Below are 20,331 nucleotides of genomic sequence, written 5' to 3' on the forward strand. Positions count from 1 at the left end.
AAACGGGGACGGGGGCGCCGGCCGGATCGGCGTGAGCCGTCGATCACACGTCGAAGTACATCTCGAACTCGTGCGGGTGCGGACGCAGCTGCAGCGGCGCGATCTCGTTGGCGCGCTTGAAGTCGATCCACGTCTCGATCAGGTCCGGCGTGAAGACATCGCCCTGGAGCAGGAACTCGTGGTCGGACTCCAGGCGGTCGAGGACGGCGCCCAGGGAGGTCGGGACCTGCGCCACGTTCGCGTGCTCCTCGGGAGCCAGTTCGTAGAGGTCCTTGTCGATCGGCTCGGCCGGCTCGATCTTGTTCTTGATGCCGTCCAGGCCCGCGAGCAGCAGCGCCGAGAAGGCCAGGTACGGGTTGCCGGAGGCGTCCGGGGCGCGGAACTCCACGCGCTTGGCCTTCGGGTTGGAGCCCGTGATCGGGATGCGCATCGCGGCGGAGCGGTTGCGCTGCGAGTACACCAGGTTCACCGGCGCCTCGAAGCCCGGCACCAGGCGGTGGTAGGAGTTCACCGTCGGGTTGGTGAAGGCCAGCAGCGACGGGGCGTGCTTGAGGATGCCGCCGATGTAGTACCGCGCGGTGTCCGACAGACCGGCGTAGCCCTGCTCGTCGTAGAAGAGCGGCTCGCCGCCCGACCACAGCGACTGGTGGACGTGCATGCCCGAGCCGTTGTCACCGAAGATCGGCTTCGGCATGAAGGTCGCCGTCTTGCCGTTCTTCCAGGCCACGTTCTTCACGATGTACTTGAAGAGCTGGAGGTCGTCCGCGGCCGCGAGCAGCGTGTTGAACTTGTAGTTGATCTCCGCCTGGCCGGCGGTGCCCACCTCGTGGTGCTGGCGCTCGACCTGGAGGCCGGACCGCTCCAGCTCCAGGGAGATCTCGGCGCGCAGGTCGGCGAAGTGGTCGACCGGCGGGACCGGGAAGTAACCGCCCTTGTAGCGGACCTTGTAACCGCGGTTGTCCTCCAGCGCACCGGTGTTCCAGGCGCCGGCCTCGGAGTCGATGTGGTAGAAGGACTCGTTCGCGCTGGTGGCGAAGCGGACGGAGTCGAAGACGTAGAACTCGGCCTCGGGACCGAAGAACGCCGTGTCGGCGATGCCCGTGGAGGCCAGGTACGCCTCGGCCTTCTTCGCCACGTTCCGCGGGTCGCGGGAGTACTGCTCGCCCGTGATCGGGTCGTGGATGAAGAAGTTGATGTTGAGCGTCTTGTCCCGGCGGAACGGGTCGATGCGCGCGGTGGACAGGTCGGGGCGCAGCGACATGTCCGACTCGTGGATGGCCTGGAAGCCGCGGATCGAGGAGCCGTCGAACGCCTGCTCGTCGTCGGGGTCGAACGCGGCGGCGGGCAGCGTGAAGTGCTGCATGACGCCCGGCAGGTCGCAGAACCGGACGTCGACGAACTTGACGTCCTCGTCGGCGATGTACTTCTTGGCCTCGTCGGCGTTCTGGAACATCCAGCTCCTCCTACTCCCGACCGTCCCGCCGGGGTGGTAGATCGTTCGTGCGGCCAGTGCGGGTGGCACACGCTTCTTCGACCCTAGGGACGGGTGATTTCTCGGGCGTGACCCATTTGTTTCACAGAAGTTAACCGGCTCCCTCCCCAGCCTAGGCCGGATGGAGGGCCCGCACACCCCGCCGTTCCCGGTACGTATACGGGCGCAGTACCGTGTTCGGGTGGACAACAGGCAAGCAATCGGGTCGTGGCTCTCCGGCCCCCGCGCGGCCGTGGAAGAGGCCGGCGCCGATCTCGGACACCGCGGCGAGCAGCTCGGTCTGCCCGAGGAGGGACCGGGTTCGATCGCCCGCCCGGGCAGGCGGCTCGGCGCGCTGGCCGTCGACTGGGCCCTGTGCTCCCTGATCGCATACGGGCTGATCACGGGCAGCTACGGACAGACGGCGAGCAACTGGGCGCTGCTGATCTTCTTCGTGCTGAGCGTGCTGACCGTCGGCACGGTCGGCTTCACCCCGGGCAAGCGCCTGCTGGGCCTGCGGGTCGTGGACCTCGCCACCGGCCGCCCCAGCCCGCTGCGCGCCCTGCTGCGCTCGGTCCTGCTGTGCCTCGCCCTCCCGGCGCTGATCTGGGACCGCGACGGCCGGGGCCTGCACGACCGGCTGGCCCGCACCGTGGAAGTCCGGATCTGACACCCGCACCACGAGGCCGGCGGGACGACCGGTCAGGACGACCGGTACGGCGAGGGGGGCGGCCCGATCACTCGGGCCGCCCCCCTCGCCGTACCGGCGTCTCGGAGTCCTACGGGTCAGCGCTGCCTGGGGTTGCCGCCCCTGGGCATCCGCATGCCCTTGGGCATCGGGCCCTTGGGCAGCGGCATGTTGCTCATCAGGTCGCCCAGGGCGCGCAGCCGGTCGTTGGTCACGGTGACCTGCGGGCCGGTCAGGACGCGGGGGAGCTTGAGCATGGTCGTGCGCAGCTTCTTCAGCTCGACCTGGCCCTCGCCGCTGCCCACGAGCAGGTCGTGCACGGGGACGTCGGCGACGATGCGGTTCATCTTCTTCTTCTCGGCCGCGAGCAGGGACTTCACCCGGTTCGGGTTGCCCTCCGCGACCAGCACGATGCCCGCCTTGCCGACCGCGCGGTGCACCACGTCCTGATTGCGGTTCATCGCCACCGCGGGGGTCGTCGTCCAGCCCCGGCCGATGTTGTCCAGTACGGCCGCCGCGGCGCCCGGCTGTCCCTCCATCTGGCCGAAGGCCGCCCGCTCGGCCCGGCGCCCGAAGACGATCGCCGTCGCGAGGAAGGCGAGCAGCAGGCCCAGGATGCCGAGATAGATGGGGTGACCGATCAAGAAGCCGATCGCGAGGAGGACACCGAAGACGACGATGCCGACACCCGCGAGCACAAGACCGATCTTCTTGTCGGCCTTGCGGGTCATCTTGTAGGTCAGAGCGATCTGCTTCAGTCGCCCGGGATTCGCAGCGTCCGCTGCAGGTTCCTTCCTCGCCATGGCACGAAGTCTACGTGCCCCCGAAAGCGCCGACGACGGCAGTGTCCGGCGGGGGGAAGCGGGACGCGGTCAGGAACGGCCGGCGACGGACTGCCGCAGCGCGCGCTCCGTCTCGATCCGGTCCTTGGCGCGGCGGCGGTCCTCCAGGACCGAGTTCCAGGCGTTGCGCCGGGCGGTGCGCTGGCCGCCGCTCATCAGCAGCGACTCGACGGCCCGCAGGGCGGTGGTGAACGACGGGATGGCGGTGGCGCGGACGGCGGTGGTGCGGGCGGCGGTGGGGCGAACGGGCGCGGCCTGCATGGTGGAGGTCCCCCCTCGGTACGGCTCCGGGTACGGAGACGGGTGTACGTGGTGGTGTACGTGCTGTGATTCCAGGGTCACTGATTGGTGTTACCAGGGCGTGACCCGCCGGTCAAACGCACATGAATCCGCGCTGCCGGGTCCCGGAACGGGCGCGCGGCCCCGACCGGTGTCCTCATCAGCGAGGACGGTCGGGGCCGCGGCGTCTCGGCCCTTACCGGCCGGTAGTGGCTTGTGCGGGACTTCACACGGTGGCGGACCGGCGCTGCTCCATGGCCATGCCGTAGAGCCGTCCGGCCCGGTACGAGGAGCGCACCAGCGGGCCCGACATCACGCCGGAGAAACCGATCTGCTCGGCCTCCTGCTGGAGCTCCACGAACTCCTGCGGCTTGACCCAGCGCTCCACGGGGTGGTGGCGCACGGACGGGCGCAGGTACTGCGTGATGGTGATCAGCTCGCAGCCGGCCTCGTGCAGCTGCTTCAGCGCCTCGCTGATCTCCTCACGGGTCTCGCCCATGCCGAGGATCAGGTTCGACTTGGTGACCAGGCCGTAGTCGCGGGCGTCGGTGATGACCTTCAGGGAGCGCTCGTAGCGGAAGCCGGGGCGGATGCGCTTGAAGATCCGCGGGACGGTCTCGACGTTGTGCGCGAAGACCTCGGGGCGGGAGTCGAAGACCTCCCGGAGCAGCTCCGGGACCGCGTTGAAGTCGGGGGCCAGCAGCTCGACCTTGGTGCGGCCGGCCTCGCGGCCGGCGGTCTGCTGGTGGATCTGGCGCACCGTCTCCGCGTACAGCCACGCGCCGCCGTCCGGGAGGTCGTCGCGGGCGACGCCGGTGATGGTGGCGTAGTTCAGGTCCATGGTGACCACGGACTCGCCGACGCGGCGCGGCTCGTCGCGGTCGAGCGCCTCGGGCTTGCCGGTGTCGATCTGGCAGAAGTCGCAGCGCCGGGTGCACTGGTCGCCGCCGATGAGGAAGGTCGCCTCGCGGTCCTCCCAGCACTCGTAGATGTTGGGGCAGCCGGCTTCCTGGCAGACCGTGTGCAGGCCCTCGCTCTTCACGAGGTTCTGCATCTTGGTGTACTCGGGGCCCATTTTCGCCCGGGTCTTGATCCACTCGGGCTTGCGCTCGATGGGGGTCTGGCTGTTGCGGACCTCCAGGCGCAGCATCTTGCGTCCGTCGGGTGCGACTGCGGACACGACCGGCTCCCTAGCGTTTGATTCTTCGGCGCCTTTAAGCGTACGCCCGTTGTTTTGAATGCCCGGCGAGGGTGCTGGCCTCCGGGGGCTGCCGCCCCCAGGCCCCCGCTTCGGCCCTGAACGGGCCTCGTCTTCAAACGCCGGACGGGCTGGATTTATGCCCCGGTGCTGGATTTATGCCGCCGGTGTCTTCTCGATGACCCGGGGCTTGAGTTCCGCGTGCTCCAGGACGTCCCGCAGGTGGCGTTCGGCCACCGGGAGGACCTCCTCGATGGTCACGTCGCGGCCGAGTTCATTGGCCAGGGACGCGACGCCCGCGTCGCGGATGCCGCAGGGGATGATCTTGTCGAACCACTTGTTGTCGGGGTTCACGTTCAGCGCGAAGCCGTGCATGGTGACGCCCTTGGCGACCCGGATGCCGATCGCGGCGATCTTGCGGTCCTCGCGGCGCTGGCCGGCGTTGGACGGGGCGTAGTCGGGGCCGTTGAGGCGGGGGTCGAACTCCTCGTCCGTCAGGCGCGGGTCGAAGTCCAGGGAGAGGCCGCCGAGCTTCGGGCGCCGCTCGACCGGGTCGCCGAGGACCCAGACGCCGCTGCGGCCCTCGACCCGGGTGGTCTCCAGGCCGAACTCCGCGCAGGTGCGGATCAGGGCCTCCTCCAGGCGGCGGACGTGGGCCACCACGTCGACCGGACGCGGGAGCTTCTGGATCGGGTAGCCCACCAGCTGGCCCGGGCCGTGCCAGGTGATCTTGCCGCCCCGGTCCACGTCGACGACCGGGGTGCCGTCGAGGGGGCGTTCGCTGTCCTCGGTGCGCCGGCCGGCGGTGTAGACCGGCGGGTGTTCGAGGAGCAGCACGGTGTCGGGGACCTCGTCGGCGAACCGCGCGGCGTGCACCCGGCGCTGTTCGTCCCACGCCTCCTGGTACTCGACGCGTTCGGCACCGAAGCCCATCCGGACGAAGCGCAGCTCACTCACGGCACGTGCCTCCCTGCAAGGTCGTAAGGCACGAAGCGTGCCCACGCCACTGTACGACCGCCCGCTCGTCGTCAGCCGGGCGGGCAATCCTCACACGATCGGATGAATGCCGGGCGAATTGTGCGATCTGGTGCTTACTCTCCGCTACATTCACGCCGTTCACGAGGCCATAAGGGCTGCTCACAGGCGCTCCGGGCACTTCGAACGCCCGGAAGGCAGGAGACCGCACCGCACCATGACGGAACGACCCGCGCAGCGCACTCCCAACCGCCAGCTCGCCGCGCTCATCGCCGAAGCGGGGTTCTCGAACGCGGGTCTCGCGCGTCGCGTCGACCAGCTCGGACTCGAACACGGCCTGGACCTGAGATATGACAAGACGTCCGTCACCCGGTGGCTGCGCGGTCAGCAGCCCCGCGGCACCACCCCGGCCCTGATCGCCGAGGTCTTCACCCGGCGCCTGGGCCGCCGCCTGACCGCCCAGGACCTCGGCCTGGACGCCTGCGCGCCCGTCTACGCGGGCCTGGAGTTCGCCGGGAGCCCGGAGGAGGCGGTCGACATCGTCGGCGGGCTGTGGCGCAAGGACTCCGGCAGCCACGCCGAACTGCGGAAGATCGCCTTCACCCCGGCCGGGCTCGTGGTGCCCAGCCGGGACTGGCTGATCGGCCGCGCCGACGAGAAGGTGGCCCGCACCGAGGTGCCCGTGCGCATCCCCGCGCAGGGCCGCCCCGCGACCCCCGGGTTCGCCGTCCCGCTCGACCCGGCCCGGCGCCGGGCCCCCGCCGAGCGCGGCCCCGGCCAGAAGGTCAGCGGCGGCGACCTCGCCGCGCTGCGCTCGGTCGGCGAGCTGTTCCGCAGTCTCGACGACCGGTACGGCGGGGGCCACGCCCGCCAGGCCCTGGTGCGCTACCTGGAGCACGAGCTGGAGCCGATGCTCCGCGGCACCTACGGCGAGCAGACCGGCCGCCGGCTGTTCGCCGCCGCCGCGGACCTCACCCGGCTCGCGGGCTGGACCTCGTACGACATCGCCGCGCACGGGCTCGCCCAGCGGTACTTCGTGCAGGCGCTGCGGCTGTCGCAGGCGGCGGCGGACCGGGCGTACGGCTCGTACGTGCTGGTCACCATGAGCCGGCAGGCCGTCTACCTGGGCCACGGGCGGGAGGCCGTGCAGCTCGCCCGGGTGGCGCAGCAGGGCGTGGGGACCTCCGCGCCGCCGGTCGTGCAGACCCTGCTGCACGCCGCCGAGGCGCGGGCGCACGGCGTCCTCGGCGAGGTGCGGGCGTGCACGGCGGCACTGGTGCGGGCCGAGCGCGCGATGGAGGCCGCCCGGCCCGGCGACGAGGTGCCGCACTGGGCGCGCTTCTTCGACGAGGCGCAGCTCGCCGACGAGTTCGGGCACTGCCACCGCGACCTTCAGCAGTTCCGCGCCGCCGCCCAGCACGCGGAACGCTCGCTGCAACTGCGCGCCCCCGTCTACGCCCGCAGCCGGCTGTTCTGCCGGGTCGTCCTCGCCACCGCACGGCTCGGCCTCGGCGAGCTGGACCAGGCCTGCCAGCTGGCCGCCGAGGCGGCGGGGCAGGCGGCCGAGATGCGCTCGGTGCGGGCCGCGGAGTACGTCCGCGACTTCGAACGCCGCCTGGAGCCCTACCGGGACGCCGCCCCGGTCCGGGGCTACCGGGACAAGGTGGCCGCCCTGGGATAGCGCCGGACCCCGTCCTAGGCGGCGTGGGCCGTCGCCGTCCGTTCCGCCGAGTGCATCGGGCGGCCCGCGCCCAGGTCGGTCAGGATCGCCGCCGCGGCCCGGTGGCCCGAGTGCAGCGCGCCCTGGGCGGTGCTGGTGTCGCGGTGGTCGCCGCACACGTACAGCCCGGCCAGCAGCCGTACCGGCCTGCGCGGGTCGTGCGGCGGGCGCATCGCGGGCACCGCCTCGGGCGTGTGGTGCACGGCCAGGGTCTCCCAGCGGGCCGTCGGGGTGCCGTAGAGGCGGGAGAGGTGGATGCGCACGGCGGTGTCGAGGTCGGGCGGGGGAGGGCCGAGGACGGTCGAGGAGACCAGGGTGCGTCCGGCGGGCGCACGGGACGGGTCCACCTGGCTGATCTGCGCCGTGTGGGCGACCGGGCCGCCCCGGTCGGCGTCGAGCAGCAGGGCCGCGCCGGTGGTCGCCGGCTCGTCGGTCGTGTGGTGGACCACCGTCACCGGGTGGAAGTCCGGCACCCGCAGACCCGGCAGCAGTTCGGCCGCCGCGCGGGCGTCGGTCGCCACCAGGACGGCCCGGCAGCGGATGACGCCGTGCTCCGCGGTGGTCACGGCGTTGGTCGCGACCGAGGTGACCCGGACGCCGGTGTGCACGGTGCCCGGCGGCAGAGACCGCGCCAGGTGCTCCGGCAGCGCCTCGGCGCCGCCCTCCGGCAGCGCGAGCCGCCCGCCGGCGAAGGCGCGCAGTGCGAGGTCCGCGCACCGGCTGGACGTCGTGAGGTCCGGGTCGTACAGCAGGGCGGCGAGCAGCGGGCGCAGGAAACCGTCGATCGTGCGGGCCGGCAGCCCACGGGTGGCCAGTGCCCGGGCGGCGGGCAGCTCCGGCCGGACCAGCAGCCGCTCGGCCGGCGTGTGCGCGAGCCGGGCCAGGGCGGCACCGAGCCGGGCCTGGTCCACGGCGGTGCCGAGCGGGGCACCGGCCCGGGCGCGGGGCGCGGGCACCGAACGGGGGGCGCTCGCGAGGGCGCGCACCGCATGGAGTGCGCCCCGCGCGCTCCGTACGCCCGCCGGGGCGCCCGCGCGGTGGTGCCGGCCCTCGCTGTGCAGCAGGACCCCGGGGGCGAAGGGCAGCAGCGCGAGGCCGTCGAGCCCGGGGGTGCGGCGCAGTTCGGGATACGCCGTGGACAGCGGCTGTCCGATTCTGTCGAGCCGGAAACCGTCGACCTTCTCGGTGGCCATCCGGCCGCCCACCGTAGGGGCGGCCTCCAGGACCGTGGTCGTCACTCCTGCGCTGGTCAGCCGTTGCGCCGCGGCGAGTCCGGCGATCCCGGCCCCCACGACGACGACGTCCGCCTGGTACGCGGGCTCAAGCACGTGCCCCTCCTCGAGGTTGCGCGGCCGCTGGAGACGTCATGCCCCCAACAGGCTTGAGGAATACCCGAGTTCGAGACGAGGTTAGGACCCGGAAGGGTCAACGGGAATCGCCCGGACGCGGCACACGGTCGCACGGTGGTCGCATACGGGCTCGTCTACAGCGCCGCCCGGATCGCCCCGTCGATCTCCGGGAACGCGAAGCGGAAGCCCGACTCCAGGAGGCGGGCCGGCAGGACCCGGGCGCTGCCGAGGACATCGCCCGCCATCTCGCCGAGCGCCGCCCGCAGGACCGGCGCGGGCACCGCGAACGGCGCCGGACGGTGCAGCACCCGGCCCATGGCCACCGTCACCTCACGGTTCGTCACCGGCCGCGGGGCGGTCAGGTTGAAGGGGCCGGACAGGTCGTCGCGGTCCATGAGGTGCCGGATCGCCGCCACCTCGTCGTGCAGCGCGATGAAGGACCAGTACTGCGACCCGTCGCCCAGCCGCCCGCCGAGCCCCGCCCGGAAGAGCGGGAACAGCCGGCCCCAGGCGCCGCCCCCGCGCGCGACGACCAGACCGGTGCGCGGGAACACCGTCCGCACCCCCGCCTCCCGGGCAGGCGCCGCCGCGGCCTCCCACTCCACGCACAGACCGGGCAGGAAGCCCTCTCCCGGGGGCGCGCTCTCGTCCACGGGCCGGTCGCCGGTCTCCCCGTAGTAGCCCATCGCGCTGCCGTTCACGAAGACGCGCGGCGGCCGCTCCAGCGCGGCGACGGCCTCCGCGAGCGCCGTCGTGCCGTGCACCCGGCTGCTGCGGATGCGGGTCTTGTACGCGTCGGTCCAGCGGCGGTCGCCCACCCCGGCCCCGGCCAGATTGACCACCGCGTCGCAGCCCTCCAGCCCGGCCGCGTCCACCCGCCCGTTCTCGGGGTCCCAGCGGATCTCGTCCGGGCCCTCGGGCGCGCGCCGCACCAGGCGGCACACCTCGTACCCGTCCGCCGCCAGGGACCGCGCCAGCGCGCCGCCGATGAGACCGGACGCGCCGGCCACCGCGACGCGGGGGCGTCCCCTGCCGGCGCGTTGGTTGCTGGGAGCGCCGTTCACCCGTCCGTCGTCCATGGACCCATCCTGCCGGGTGGCCCGCGGAAAACCACGGAACGGTCCCGGTCACCGCGTCGTACAGTGACCGTCATGCCAGCCCCGCACATACGCCGCGCCAGGGCGGAGGACGAACAGCCGCTGCGCCGGATCGACCTCGAGACCTGGTCCCCGCTGCACGCCGTCTCACCCCCGCCGGGGCCGGACGACCCCTTCTTCCGTGACAGCTGCGGGCCCGACGCCCACCTGGTCGCCGAACTCGACGGCGCCGTCGTCGGCTACGTCCGCCTCGGCTTTCCCACCCCGTTGGCCTCCAACACCCACGTCCGCCAGATCCGCGGCCTCGCCGTCGCCGGCGCGGCCCGCGGCCACGGCGTGGGGCGGGCGCTGGTCCGGGCCGCCGTCGAGGAGGCCCGGCAGGAGGGCTTCCGCCGCATCACCCTGCGGGTGCTCGGGCACAACACGGCCGCCCGCAAGCTTTACGAGTCGGAGGGCTTCGTCGTCGAGGGCGTACAGCCCGAGGAGTTCCACCTCGACGGGCGGTACGTCGACGATGTGCTGATGGGGCAGAGGCTGAGCGGGGTGGACGGCCCCGCCCAGGGCGCGCTCACGTCGTGACCGGCTCGCCCGTGTTCACCGGACGCGTGGCGTTTGCCGCGGCGCGCGCCTCGGGAGCCACCTCGGCCGCCGTCAGCACGTAGCCGGTCTCCGCGTCGGAGGTGGAACGGGCGAACACCACGCCGTACACCCGGCCGTCGGTGGTCAGCAGCGGTCCGCCCGAGTTGCCGGGGCGGACCGTGGAGCGGATCGAGTAGATCTCCCGGGTGACGTTCTCGTCGTTGTAGATGTTCTGACCGGTGGCGCGGACCCGGTCGGCCACCGTCGCCGCCCGCAGATCCAGGTCGCCGTTTCGCGGATAGCCCGCCACCACCGCGCCGTCGCCGCGCGAGGCGTCCTCGTCGAACCGCAGCACCGGTGCCCTCAGGTCGGGCACGTACAGCACGGCCACGTCCTTGTCCGGGTCGAACAGCACCACCCGCGCCTCGTACGCCGGGCCCACGCCGCCCACCCGCACGGTCGGGGCGTCGATGCCGGCCACCACGTGGGCGTTGGTCATCACGTGCTCCGGCGCGTACACGAAACCGCTGCCCTCCCGGCCCTCGGTGCCGGTCACGCCCTCCACCTTCACCGTGCTGAGCCGGGCCGCGCGGGTGGCCGCGGGCGTGACGCTGTCGCCGGAGGGCTCGGCGGCCTCGGCGGCCGACTCGTTCTCGAACGGGTTGAAGACCTGCGGGAACCCCGCGTCGGCGAGGGCCGAGGTCGCTCCGGAGAACCACGCCGGGGTGGTGTCCGGCATCACCCGCTGCACCGCGCCCAACAGCGACGAGTCCCGGATCGCCGAGGTGAGCACCGTGGCCGAGGAGGCCGCCAGGACGCTCGCCGCCACCCACGCCACGATCAGCGCCGCCGCCGAGTTCGCCACCGCCCCGCCGACGCCGTCGGCCACCCGGAGCGGACCGGCGTCCAGCTCCCGGCGCAGCCGCAGCGCGAGACGCCCCGCCAGCTCGTGGCCCACCATCGCCGGCAGCAGCACCGTGACCACCGCGACCACCGTCGCCGCCGTCGAGCCCCGCGCCACCAGGTCCGTCACCCACGGCAGGACCCACACGCCGAGCGCCGCGCCGCCGACGAAGCCCGCCAGCGACACACAGCCCGCCACCAGTCCGCGCCGGTAGCCGGAAGCCGCGTAGGCCAGCACCACCAGTGCCAGCACGATGTCGAGCAGGTCCACGCGAACCGCCTTTCTACCGGACCCCGGGACCCTCAGTACGCGCCGTACCGGGCCGATGATCAGCCTGAGTCGCGCGACTGTCCGAAAAGCGGCCACCCGTGCGAGCGGAATGTGTGCGGTCACCCCTGAAACGTCGCGCACCGGGACGATGGTTCCACCGCGTGGCACAGCCCACATCGCGGACAGAGCGGAACGGCCGGACAGTAGGACCATGCGAGTCTTCCGAGGACCGCGCCGGGCCCGGGAGCGACGGCCCGCCCGCATACCCGGCGCCGCCCGCCTGCCGGCCGCGGTCCGGGTGCTGCTCGGCGCCCTGCCCGGCCTGGCCGCCGTCGCCGCGCTCTTCCTGTGCGCCGACGGCGTGCAACGGGCGGCCGACGCGGGGGCGGCCCCGGCCGCCGCCACCGACCGGTACGCCGCGCCCCGGCCCGCCATCGTGCCCCGGTCCGACTGGCTGGGCGCCGCCGCCCGCGCGCAGCCCGCCCCCCGCTACGACGACCAGGTGATCGCGGTCTTCGTCCACCACACGGACACGCCGAACGGCTACGACTGCGCGGACGTGCCGGCGATACTCCGCGGGGTGTACCAGGGGCAGACCGGTGCCCGGGACTGGGACGACATCGGCTACAACTTCGTCGTCGACCGCTGCGGCACCGTCTACGAGGGCCGGGCCGGCGGGATCGACCGGCCCGTCACCGGCGCCCACACCCAGGGCTTCAACCACCGCACCACCGGGATCGCCGCCCTCGGCACCTACACCGCCGGGGTGCCCGTGCCCCGCGAGCTGACCGACGCGATCGCCGCCGTGGCCGCCTGGAAGCTCGGCGAGAGCGGCACCGACCCGCGTGCGAAGGTCGCCCTGGTCTCCAGCAACGGGCTCAGCCGCTACGCCGCGGGCGCCACCGCGAACCTGCCCGCGGTGGCGGGGCACGACGACGGCTACGCGACGAGCTGTCCGGGCGCGGCCCTCGCCGCCCGCCTCGGTGACATCAGGGACACGGCGGCCCGCCTCCAGGGCCGGGTCTGACCGTCCCGGCGGGCGCTGCGCGTCACTCCGGTCCGAACCTCGCCCACAGGCGGGGCAGGCGCTCGGCGAGGGCCCGGTCGTCCTCCAGGTCGATCGGCGTGCCCAGCGGTTCGGCGGGCGCGGGGGCGATGCCCAGGTCCGGGGCGACGGTGCCGGTGAGCTGCTCGTAGGCCTCGTCGGCCGCGTAGCCCAGCTCCTCGCCGTCGCCGTCCAGCTCCTCGTCGAAGTCGTCCAGCAGCTCGGCGAGCGAGTCGGGGTCGTGCACCGCGCCCTCGTACACCTCGCGGCCCTGGCCGATCAGCCAGCACCGGAAGAAGTCGAAGGCGTCGTCGCTGGCCCCGCCGAGCAGCACCCAGGCGGCGCCCCACAGGTCCCAGGTGCAGGCGCGGTTGTAACGGGCCTCGAAGTGGCGGGCGAAGTCGAGCACCAGGTCCGGGTCCAGGTCGAGCAGCCGCTCCACGAGCAGGTCGGCCTGGTCCTCGGGGTCGCCGTCGGCGCGCTGCCGGGCGGTGTCGATCAGCTCCCAGAACTCCGTCTCGTCCATCACGGGTCCAGCATCGGCCCTGGGCGGGGGTGGCGCACGTGGAGTGGGGCGGATCGTTATGTGCGGATGCGGATGCCTGCGGCGCCTGTGCGGGTTTGGTGGGGGTGTGCGGTGCGTTGTGGGTGGGTCGGGGCCGCGCCGGGGGGTGTCCGTCCTCGGAACGGCGCGAAATCGGTCGGCTACGGGGGCGCGCGGCGTTGACGCGCCAACCGCTGCGGGCGGACACCCCCCGACACGACCCCTTCTCGCCGTACGCGGCTCTCCCGCCGTAGCTGCGGGCAGTCGTGCCGCTGGGGCGGCATGGGTGGGCGCAGCGGCACCCGGCCAGCGCCGGCCCGCGTCCCCCGCCGCGCGCCCGCACCAGCGCCGGGCACCCCGGCAGCGCCGGGTCGCGCGACCCACCCCGCGCCCGCACCCGCGCCGGGCACCTTGGCAGCGCCGGGCCCGCGACCGCCCCGGGCACCCGGAGGGCGGGCTCACCCCCCGTACAACCCCGCCAACCGCCGCGCATCCCGTGCGAACCGCTCCCGCAGGGCAGCCGGCGCCAGTACCTCCACCTCCGGCCCGAGTCCCCTGAGCTGCGTGTGCGCGACGTCCTCCGACTCCACCGGCAGCGTCACCCTCACCCAGCCCTCCGCGTCCGGCGCCCCCGCGCCCTCCAGCGCCTCCCGGGCGGACAGCGCGTCGACGGCGTACGGCAGCGCGCGCACCCCCCGCTCCGACAGCCGCACCACGACCTCGGCCCGCAGGATCGACCGGGCGAACTGCTCGGCCCGTTCCGCCCAGAACGCGGGCAGGTCGAAGCCGTCGTCCCGGGTGAAACGCTCCTCGGCCGGGTCCACCGCCGTGAACCGGTCGATGCGGTACACGCGGAAGGGGCCGTCGCCCGCCGTCCCCGCGACCCGCGCGCACAGGTACCAGATCCCGGCCTTCAGCACGAGGCCGTACGGCTCCAGGTCGCGGACGACCTCGTCCGTCCCGCGCCGGTAGCGTGCGGCGACGCGCCGGTCGTCCCAGACCGCGTCCGCCACCGCGGGCAGCAGCTCGGGGGTCTCCGGCTCGCGGAACCAGCTCGGCGCGTCCAGGTGGAAGCGCTGGGCCGCCGTACGGGAGGCGTCCCGCAGGGAGGGGAGCAGGGCCGCCGACACCTTCAGGCGGGCCGCCGAGGCCGCGTCCTCCAGGCCCATCTCGCGCAGTGCCCCGGGGACCCCGGACAGGAACAGGGCCTCCGCCTCGCCCCGGGCCAGTCCGGTCAGGCGGGTGCGGTAGCCGCCGATCAGGCGGTAGCCGCCGGCCCGGCCCCGCTCCGCGTACACCGGCACGCCCGCCTCCGACAGCGCCTGCGCGTCCCGCGTCACGGTCCGCTCCGACACCTCCAGCTCCCGGGCCAGCTCGGCGGCGGTCATGGTGGGCCGGGACTGGAGGAGCAGCACCATCTTGATGAGGCGGGCAGCGCGCATCCCCACATGATGCAGGAGGACGCGGAAGGCCCCCGCCGGGGCGGGGGCCTTCCGTGACGGCTCGGGACCTCTACAGGCCGTAGCGCTCGCGCGCCTCCTTCACGGCCGCCGCCTTGACCTCGCCGCGCCTGGCGAGCTGGGCCAGGGCCGCGGCCACGATGGACTCGGCGTCCACGCCGAAGTGGCGGCGGGCGGCGTCACGGGTGTCCGACAGGCCGAAGCCGTCGGCACCGAGCGAGGAGTAGTCCTGCTCGACCCACTGCGCGATCTGGTCCGGGACCTGGCGCATGTAGTCGGAGACCGCGAGGACCGGGCCCTCGGCGCCCTGGAGCGCCCGGCGGACGTACGGCACCCGCTCCTCGCCGCGCAGCAGCGCCGCGTCGGCGTCCAGGGCGTCCCGGCGCAGCTCCGTCCAGGAGGTCGCGGACCACACGTCGGCGGCCACGCCCCACTCCTCGGCGAGCAGCCGCTGCGCCTTGAGCGCCCAGTGGATCGCCGTGCCGGAGCCCAGGAGCTGGATGCGCGGGGCGTTCGCGGCCGGGGTCAGGCCCGCCGTCTCCGCCGTGTTGAAGCGGTACAGGCCCTTGACGATGCCCTCGTCGACGCCGGGCGCGGACGGCTTGGCCGGCTGCGGCATCGGCTCGTTGTAGACCGTCAGGTAGTAGAAGACGTTCGGGTCCTCGCCCGGGGCCGCCTCGCCGTACATGCGGCGCAGGCCGTCCTTGACGATCGTGGCGATCTCGTACGCGAACGCCGGGTCGTAGGAGAGCGCGGCCGGGTTGGTCGCCGCGATGGCCGGGGAGTGACCGTCCGCGTGCTGGAGGCCCTCGCCGGTCAGCGTCGTGCGGCCCGCGGTGGCGCCGACCAGGAAGCCGCGGCCGAGCTGGTCGCCGAGCTGCCACATCTGGTCGGCCGTGCGCTGCCAGCCGAACATCGAGTAGAAGATGTAGAACGGGATCATCGCTTCGCCGTGCGTCGCGTACGCGGTGGACGCGGCGATGAAGTCGGCCATCGAGCCGGCCTCGGTGATGCCCTCGTTGAGGATCTGGCCGTTCTTGGCTTCCTTGTAGTACATCAGCTGGTCGCGGTCGACCGGCTCGTACGTCTGGCCCTTGGGGGAGTAGATGCCCAGGGACGGGAAGAGGCTCTCCATGCCGAAGGTGCGCGCCTCGTCGGGGACGATCGGCACCCAGCGCTTGCCGGTCTCCTTGTCCCGGACCAGGTCCTTGACCAGGCGGACGAAGGCCATGGTGGTGGCCACGCTCTGCGAGCCGGAACCCTTGTCGAAGGAGGCGAACGCCTTGTCGGCGGGCGCGGGCAGCGGCGCCAGCGGGTGGACGCGGCGGGCCGGGGCCGGACCGCCGAGGGCGGCGCGGCGCTCCTGGAGGTAGCGGACCTCGGGGGAGTCGGCGCCCGGGTGGCCGTAGGGGACCACGCCGTCGACGAAGTCGCTGTCCTTGATCGGCAGGCCGAGCAGGTCGCGCATGTCCTTGAACTCGTCCACCGAGAGCTTCTTCATCTGGTGGTTGGCGTTCTTGGACGCGAAGCCGGCGCCGAGGGTGTGGCCCTTGACCGTCTGGGCCAGGATCACGGTCGGCGCGCCCTTGTGGGCGAGCGCGGCGCGGTAGGCGGCGTAGACCTTGCGGGACTCGTGGCCGCCGCGCGAGTAGTGGAAACACTCGAGGATCTTGTCGTCGGACAGCAGCTTCGCCATCTCGACGAGCGCCGGGTCCTTGCCGAAGAAGTCCTCGCGGATGTAGGCCGCGTCGCGGGTCTGGTACGTCTGGACCTGGGCGTCCGGTACCTCGCGCAGCCGGCGTACGAGGGCGCCGGTGGTGTCGAGCTGGAACAGCTCGTCCCAGGCCGTGCCCCACAGCGACTTGACGACGTTCCAGCCGGCGCCGCGGAACTGGGCCTCCAGCTCCTGCACGATCTTGAAGTTGGCGCGGACCGGACCGTCGAGGCGCTGCAGGTTGCAGTTGATGACGAAGGTCAGGTTGTCCAGGCCCTCGCGGGAGGCGAGGGTGAGCGCGGTGGTGGACTCCGGCTCGTCCATCTCGCCGTCACCGAGGAACGCCCATACGTGGGAGTTCGTCAGGTCCTTGATGCCGCGGCTGGTCAGGTAGCGGTTGAACCGCGCCTGGTAGATCGCGGAGATCGGGCCGAGGCCCATGGAGACGGTGGGGAACTCCCACAGCCAGGGCAGCCGGCGCGGGTGCGGGTAGGACGGCAGGCCGTTACCCCCGGCCTCGCGGCGGAAGTTGTCGAGCTGCTCCTCGTTCAGGCGGCCGTCGAGGAAGGCCCGGGCGTAGATGCCGGGGGAGGCGTGGCCCTGGACGTAGAGCTGGTCGCCGGAGCCGTCACCCTCCTTGCCCTTGAAGAAGTGGTTGAAGCCGGTCTCGTAGAGCCAGGCCGCGGAGGCGAAGGTGGCGATGTGGCCGCCGACGCCGTACTTGCTGCCGCGGGTCACCATCGCCGCCGCGTTCCAGCGGCTCCAGGCGGTGATCCGCTGCTCCAGCTCCTCGTCGCCGTCCACGGTGGGCTCGTCGGCGGTCGGGATGGAGTTGACGTAGTCGGTCTCCAGCAGCTTCGGCAGCGCCAGGCCCGCGCCCTCGGCGCGCTCCAGCGTGCGGCGCATCAGGTACGCGGCACGGTGCGGCCCGGCCGCCTGGGTGACGGCGTCCAGGGAGGCCTGCCACTCGGCGGTCTCCTCGGGGTCGCGGTCCGGGAGCTGGTCGAGCTCGCTCGGCTGGATGGCTTTGGGGTCGGTCGTCATGTCGCCGCCTTCCTCAGTCGAAGGGGGTTCCCTCATCGTCAAGGGTTCGGGGGTGCCCTAGGTCTTTGGCAGGACAGGGCGGTGGGCTTGGGTGGAAGCCCGCCTGTGACTGTAACTCCCTGATCGATGATCGATCAAAGGGTTGAGGAGCAAAAACTCTTGATCACGAGAAAGTCGGCACGGGGTGCCTCCGGCGGTGGCACGGGGTGACCTGGAAGTCGAGGGTTTGTGCAGGTGAGCGCGGTGCGGCTCGGGTGGTTCGGTTGTGTCGCGGGTGCGGGTGCATCGTGGTTTCGCGCGCAGTTCCCCGCGCCCCTGGAAGGGCTGCGCCCTTCTCCAGGGGCGCGGGGAACTGCGCGAAAGGGAGTCTGCGGGGCGGAGCCCCCAGGGACGGGAAGGGAAGGGGCGGCGGGGACGAAGACAACTAGGCGCGAGGGGCGCAGCCCAGGACGTGGGACTTGACGATCTCGGCGATGCGGGGGTCGCGGCGGCGGAAGGCCGCGACCAGCTCCTCGTGCTCCTCCGCGTACGACTGCTGCACCGTCCCCAGCCACCGTATCGACAGCGCCGTGAACACCTCGATCCCCAGCCCCTCCCAGGTGTGCAGCAGCACCGAGTTGCCCGCCGCCCGCACCAGCTCCCGGTGGAAGCCCACCGTGTGCCGCACCTGGCCGGTGCCGTCGGAGACCCGGTCGGCCTCGTACAGCGCGGCGACGTGCGGCTCCAGGGCCGAGCAGTCCAGGGCCAGCCGGTCCGCCGCCAGCTCGGCCGCGATCGCCTCCAGGCCGGCCCGGACGGGGTAGCTCTCCTCCAGGTCGGCGGCGGTCAGGTTGCGCACCCGCACGCCCTTGTTGGGCGCCGACTCGATCAGCCGCAGCGACTCCAGCTCCCGCAGCGCCTCCCGCACCGGCGTCTGGCTGACCTCCAGCTCGGTCGCGATCCGGCGCTCCACGATCCGCTCGCCCGGCTGCCAGCGTCCGCTGATGATCCCTTCCAGGATGTGCTCGCGGATCTGTTCGCGCAGCGAGTGGACGACGGGCGCGGTCATGAGAGCTCCTTCGGGAGGGTCCCCTTCGGACCCTGGGGCGACTGACGTGGAGAAACAATACGGCCGTCACGGCGGGCGGGAAGGGCGCACGGGGGCGCTTTGACGCAGGTGAGACGAGACTTACACAGCGTGCCCCGGCCGGAACACGGTGATGCCCCCGCCCGGAAGGTTCCGGGGCGGGGGCATCACAGAGGCCCACTGGCGGGGGGAACTACAGGCCGAGCTCGACCTCGAACTCGCCCGCCTCCAGGATCGCCTTGACCGCCGTCAGGTAGCGGGCGGCGTCGGCGCCGTCCACCAGACGGTGGTCGTAGGACAGGGTCAGGTACGTCATGTCGCGGACGCCGATGACCGGACCGTCCTCCGTCTCGATGACGGCCGGACGCTTGACCGTGGCACCGATGCCGAGGATGGCGACCTGGCCCGGCGGCACGATGATCGTGTCGAACAGCGCGCCGCGCGAACCGGTGTTGCTGATGGTGAAGGTCGCGCCGGCCAGCTCGTCCGGGCTGATCTTGCTGGCCCGGACCTTGCCCGCCAGGTCGGCGGTCGCCTTGGCGATGCCGGCCAGGTTCAGGTCACCGGCGTTCTTGATGACCGGGGTCATCAGGCCCTTCTCGGAGTCCACCGCGATACCGATGTTCTCGGTGTCGAAGTAGGTGATGGTCCCCTCGGCCTCGTTGATCTTGGCGTTGATCGGCGCGTGCGCCTTCAGCGCCTGGGCCGCGGCCTTGACGAAGAACGGCATCGGCGAGAGCTTGACGCCCTCACGCGCCGCGAACGCGTCCTTGGCACGGGCGCGCAGCTTCATCAGACGGGTGACGTCGACCTCGACGACCGACGACAGCTGGGCCTGCTCGTGCAGCGCCTTGACCATGTTGTCGCCGATGACCTTGCGGATGCGCGGCATCTTGACGGTCTGGCCGCGCAGCGGGGAGGCCTCCAGGGCGGGGGCCTTCTTCGCGGCGGGCGCGGCGGCAGCGGCGGCCGGGGCCGGAGCGGCGGCCTTCGCTGCCTCGGCGGCGGCGATGACGTCCTGCTTGCGGATACGCCCGCCGACACCGGTGCCCTTGACGCTGGACAGGTCGACGCCGTTCTCGGTGGCGAGCTTGCGCACCAGCGGGGTGACGTAGGCACCGTCGTCCACCGGCTGAGCGGCGGCCGGGGCAGCCTGAGTGGCGGCCGGGGCCGGGGCGGCCGGCTGCGGGGCGGGAGCCGGGGGCGCCTGCGGGGCCTGAGCCTGAGTCTGAGCCGGAGCGGCCTGCGCGGGAGCCGGGGCTGCCTGAGCCGGGGCGGCCTGCGCGGGGGCCGGAGCTGCCGGAGCCGGAGCCGGGGTGGGCTCGGGCTGGGCCGGGGCCTCCTGGGCCGGGGCGGCCGGGGTCTCCTGAGCCGGGGCAGCCGCCGGGGCGGCACCCGCGGTGCCGATGACGGCGAGCTTGGCGCCGACCTCGGCGGTCTCGTCCTCACCGACCACGATCTCCAGCAGGGTGCCGGAGGCGGGGGCCGGGATCTCGGTGTCGACCTTGTCCGTCGAGACCTCGAGCAGCGGCTCGTCCTCCTCGACGCTGTCACCGACCGACTTCAGCCAGCGGGTGACGGTGCCCTCGGTGACGGACTCGCCGAGCGCGGGCAGGACCACGTCGGTGCCCTCGGCGGAGCCACCGCCGGTGGACTGCTCGGCGCTCGGCGCGGGCGCCGGGGCGGCCTGCTCGGTGGACGGGGCGGCAGCGGCGGGCTCGGGAGCGGGCTCGGCGGCCTGCTCGGCCTGCGGGGCCTGCGGGGCCTGCTCGGCGGCCGGGGCGCCGCTGCCGTCGTCGATCAGCGCCAGCTCGGCACCGACCTCGACGGTCTCGTCCTCGGCGACCTTGATGGAGGACAGCACGCCCGAGGCGGGGGCCGGGATCTCGGTGTCGACCTTGTCCGTCGAGACCTCGAGCAACGGCTCGTCGGCCTCGACGCGCTCACCCTCGGCCTTCAGCCAGCGGGTGACGGTGCCCTCGGTGACGCTCTCGCCGAGCGCCGGAAGGGTTACGGAAACCGCCATGGTTTCGGTTGCTCCTTACGAATTGCGGAAGTCTGTGTCGTCGCGCCCGAAGACCGAAGC

Annotated in this window: 17 protein-coding genes; 4 read left to right on the forward strand and 13 right to left on the reverse strand. The window is 73.0% G+C overall.

Translation table 11 applies throughout. The features are described from left to right. Positions 1-43: 43 nt before the first annotated feature. The gene (gene glnA / locus ACIRGB_RS27790; protein WP_403870582.1) at positions 44-1,453 is read right to left on the reverse strand and encodes a type I glutamate--ammonia ligase; all 1,410 of its coding nucleotides are present in this window, start codon (positions 1,451-1,453) and stop codon (positions 44-46) included. A 220-nt stretch (positions 1,454-1,673) separates the two neighbouring features. Here glnA and ACIRGB_RS27795 point away from each other — a divergent pair, with 220 nt between their 5' ends. Then, the gene (locus ACIRGB_RS27795) at positions 1,674-2,141 is read left to right on the forward strand and encodes an RDD family protein (RefSeq protein ID WP_052839906.1); all 468 of its coding nucleotides are present in this window, start codon (positions 1,674-1,676) and stop codon (positions 2,139-2,141) included. 116 nt (positions 2,142-2,257) lie between these two features. On the opposite strand, the gene ACIRGB_RS27800 is transcribed toward ACIRGB_RS27795, so the two are convergent. The 4 genes from ACIRGB_RS27800 to lipB all read right to left on the reverse strand — a co-directional run bounded on the left by ACIRGB_RS27800 (position 2,258) and on the right by lipB (position 5,435). Then, the gene (locus tag ACIRGB_RS27800) at positions 2,258-2,962 is read right to left on the reverse strand and encodes a DUF4191 domain-containing protein (protein WP_403870585.1); all 705 of its coding nucleotides are present in this window, start codon (positions 2,960-2,962) and stop codon (positions 2,258-2,260) included. Positions 2,963-3,031: 69 nt separating this feature from the next. Then, on the reverse strand, positions 3,032-3,262 hold the full coding sequence (locus ACIRGB_RS27805) for a hypothetical protein (RefSeq protein WP_403870588.1): 231 nt from the start codon (positions 3,260-3,262) through the stop codon (positions 3,032-3,034). A gap of 244 nt (positions 3,263-3,506) precedes the next feature. Continuing rightward, a complete protein-coding gene (gene lipA, locus ACIRGB_RS27810) occupies positions 3,507-4,460 on the reverse strand; it encodes a lipoyl synthase (protein WP_403870592.1) in 954 nt (317 codons plus the stop codon). 174 nt (positions 4,461-4,634) lie between these two features. Beyond that, positions 4,635-5,435, reverse strand: coding sequence for a lipoyl(octanoyl) transferase LipB (gene lipB / locus ACIRGB_RS27815; RefSeq protein ID WP_403870595.1), 801 nt, complete (start codon positions 5,433-5,435; stop codon positions 4,635-4,637). Positions 5,436-5,670: 235 nt separating this feature from the next. On the opposite strand from lipB, the gene ACIRGB_RS27820 reads away from it, so the two are divergent. Next, positions 5,671-7,134, forward strand: a complete 1,464-nt coding sequence (locus tag ACIRGB_RS27820) for a regulator (protein WP_403870598.1) — start codon at positions 5,671-5,673, stop codon at positions 7,132-7,134. Between the two features lie 14 nt (positions 7,135-7,148). Here the strand turns inward: ACIRGB_RS27820 and ACIRGB_RS27825 are convergent, their stop codons facing one another. Both ACIRGB_RS27825 and ACIRGB_RS27830 read right to left on the reverse strand, forming a co-directional pair. Continuing rightward, positions 7,149-8,501, reverse strand: coding sequence for an NAD(P)/FAD-dependent oxidoreductase (locus ACIRGB_RS27825; RefSeq protein ID WP_403870601.1), 1,353 nt, complete (start codon positions 8,499-8,501; stop codon positions 7,149-7,151). Between the two features lie 155 nt (positions 8,502-8,656). Next, complete coding sequence (locus ACIRGB_RS27830) at positions 8,657-9,601, reverse strand: TIGR01777 family oxidoreductase (RefSeq protein ID WP_403870604.1); 945 nt, start codon at positions 9,599-9,601, stop codon at positions 8,657-8,659. Positions 9,602-9,673: 72 nt separating this feature from the next. Here ACIRGB_RS27830 and ACIRGB_RS27835 point away from each other — a divergent pair, with 72 nt between their 5' ends. Beyond that, positions 9,674-10,198, forward strand: coding sequence for a GNAT family N-acetyltransferase (locus ACIRGB_RS27835; protein ID WP_403870606.1), 525 nt, complete (start codon positions 9,674-9,676; stop codon positions 10,196-10,198). On the opposite strand, the gene ACIRGB_RS27840 is transcribed toward ACIRGB_RS27835, so the two are convergent. After that, a complete protein-coding gene (locus ACIRGB_RS27840; protein WP_403870608.1) occupies positions 10,188-11,372 on the reverse strand; it encodes a MarP family serine protease in 1,185 nt (394 codons plus the stop codon). The two genes, ACIRGB_RS27835 and ACIRGB_RS27840, sit on opposite strands and share 11 nt — an antisense overlap. A 109-nt stretch (positions 11,373-11,481) precedes the next feature. Here ACIRGB_RS27840 and ACIRGB_RS27845 point away from each other — a divergent pair, with 109 nt between their 5' ends. After that, entirely contained in the window at positions 11,482-12,399 is a 918-nt protein-coding gene (locus ACIRGB_RS27845) for a peptidoglycan recognition protein (protein ID WP_403870714.1), read from the forward strand. Between the two features lie 22 nt (positions 12,400-12,421). Here ACIRGB_RS27845 and ACIRGB_RS27850 read toward each other — a convergent pair whose 3' ends face one another. The 5 genes from ACIRGB_RS27850 to sucB form a co-directional block, all read right to left on the reverse strand. Beyond that, positions 12,422-12,943 carry a DUF4240 domain-containing protein gene (locus tag ACIRGB_RS27850; RefSeq protein WP_403870717.1) on the reverse strand — a complete coding sequence of 174 codons (522 nt, stop codon included), beginning with the start codon at positions 12,941-12,943 and terminating at the stop codon, positions 12,422-12,424. Between the two features lie 476 nt (positions 12,944-13,419). Continuing rightward, positions 13,420-14,403, reverse strand: coding sequence for a helix-turn-helix transcriptional regulator (locus tag ACIRGB_RS27855; protein WP_403870611.1), 984 nt, complete (start codon positions 14,401-14,403; stop codon positions 13,420-13,422). A gap of 70 nt (positions 14,404-14,473) precedes the next feature. After that, positions 14,474-17,179, reverse strand: coding sequence for a pyruvate dehydrogenase (acetyl-transferring), homodimeric type (aceE, locus tag ACIRGB_RS27860; RefSeq protein WP_403870614.1), 2,706 nt, complete (start codon positions 17,177-17,179; stop codon positions 14,474-14,476). A gap of 424 nt (positions 17,180-17,603) precedes the next feature. Next, the gene (locus ACIRGB_RS27865; RefSeq protein ID WP_076973989.1) at positions 17,604-18,227 is read right to left on the reverse strand and encodes a GntR family transcriptional regulator; all 624 of its coding nucleotides are present in this window, start codon (positions 18,225-18,227) and stop codon (positions 17,604-17,606) included. A gap of 211 nt (positions 18,228-18,438) precedes the next feature. Further along, positions 18,439-20,271, reverse strand: coding sequence for a 2-oxoglutarate dehydrogenase, E2 component, dihydrolipoamide succinyltransferase (sucB, locus tag ACIRGB_RS27870; protein ID WP_403870617.1), 1,833 nt, complete (start codon positions 20,269-20,271; stop codon positions 18,439-18,441). Positions 20,272-20,331: the final 60 nt, after the last annotated feature.

Source organism: Streptomyces sp. NPDC102490, from assembly GCF_044765285.1.
Classification (GTDB): domain Bacteria; phylum Actinomycetota; class Actinomycetes; order Streptomycetales; family Streptomycetaceae; genus Streptomyces.

What these genes read in the sequence shown, in the direction of transcription:
- glnA (WP_403870582.1), bottom strand. Translation starts at nt 1,453, where the DNA reads ATGTTCCAGAACGCCGACGAGGCCAAGAAGTACATCGCCGACGAGGAC.
- ACIRGB_RS27800 (WP_403870585.1), bottom strand. Translation starts at nt 2,962, where the DNA reads ATGGCGAGGAAGGAACCTGCAGCGGACGCTGCGAATCCCGGGCGACTG.
- ACIRGB_RS27805 (WP_403870588.1), bottom strand. Translation starts at nt 3,262, where the DNA reads ATGCAGGCCGCGCCCGTTCGCCCCACCGCCGCCCGCACCACCGCCGTC.
- ACIRGB_RS27820 (WP_403870598.1), top strand. Translation starts at nt 5,671, where the DNA reads ATGACGGAACGACCCGCGCAGCGCACTCCCAACCGCCAGCTCGCCGCG.
- ACIRGB_RS27830 (WP_403870604.1), bottom strand. Translation starts at nt 9,601, where the DNA reads ATGGACGACGGACGGGTGAACGGCGCTCCCAGCAACCAACGCGCCGGC.
- ACIRGB_RS27835 (WP_403870606.1), top strand. Translation starts at nt 9,674, where the DNA reads ATGCCAGCCCCGCACATACGCCGCGCCAGGGCGGAGGACGAACAGCCG.
- ACIRGB_RS27845 (WP_403870714.1), top strand. Translation starts at nt 11,482, where the DNA reads ATGTGTGCGGTCACCCCTGAAACGTCGCGCACCGGGACGATGGTTCCA.
- ACIRGB_RS27850 (WP_403870717.1), bottom strand. Translation starts at nt 12,943, where the DNA reads ATGGACGAGACGGAGTTCTGGGAGCTGATCGACACCGCCCGGCAGCGC.
- ACIRGB_RS27855 (WP_403870611.1), bottom strand. Translation starts at nt 14,403, where the DNA reads ATGCGCGCTGCCCGCCTCATCAAGATGGTGCTGCTCCTCCAGTCCCGG.
- aceE (WP_403870614.1), bottom strand. Translation starts at nt 17,179, where the DNA reads ATGACGACCGACCCCAAAGCCATCCAGCCGAGCGAGCTCGACCAGCTC.
- ACIRGB_RS27865 (WP_076973989.1), bottom strand. Translation starts at nt 18,227, where the DNA reads ATGACCGCGCCCGTCGTCCACTCGCTGCGCGAACAGATCCGCGAGCAC.
- sucB (WP_403870617.1), bottom strand. Translation starts at nt 20,271, where the DNA reads ATGGCGGTTTCCGTAACCCTTCCGGCGCTCGGCGAGAGCGTCACCGAG.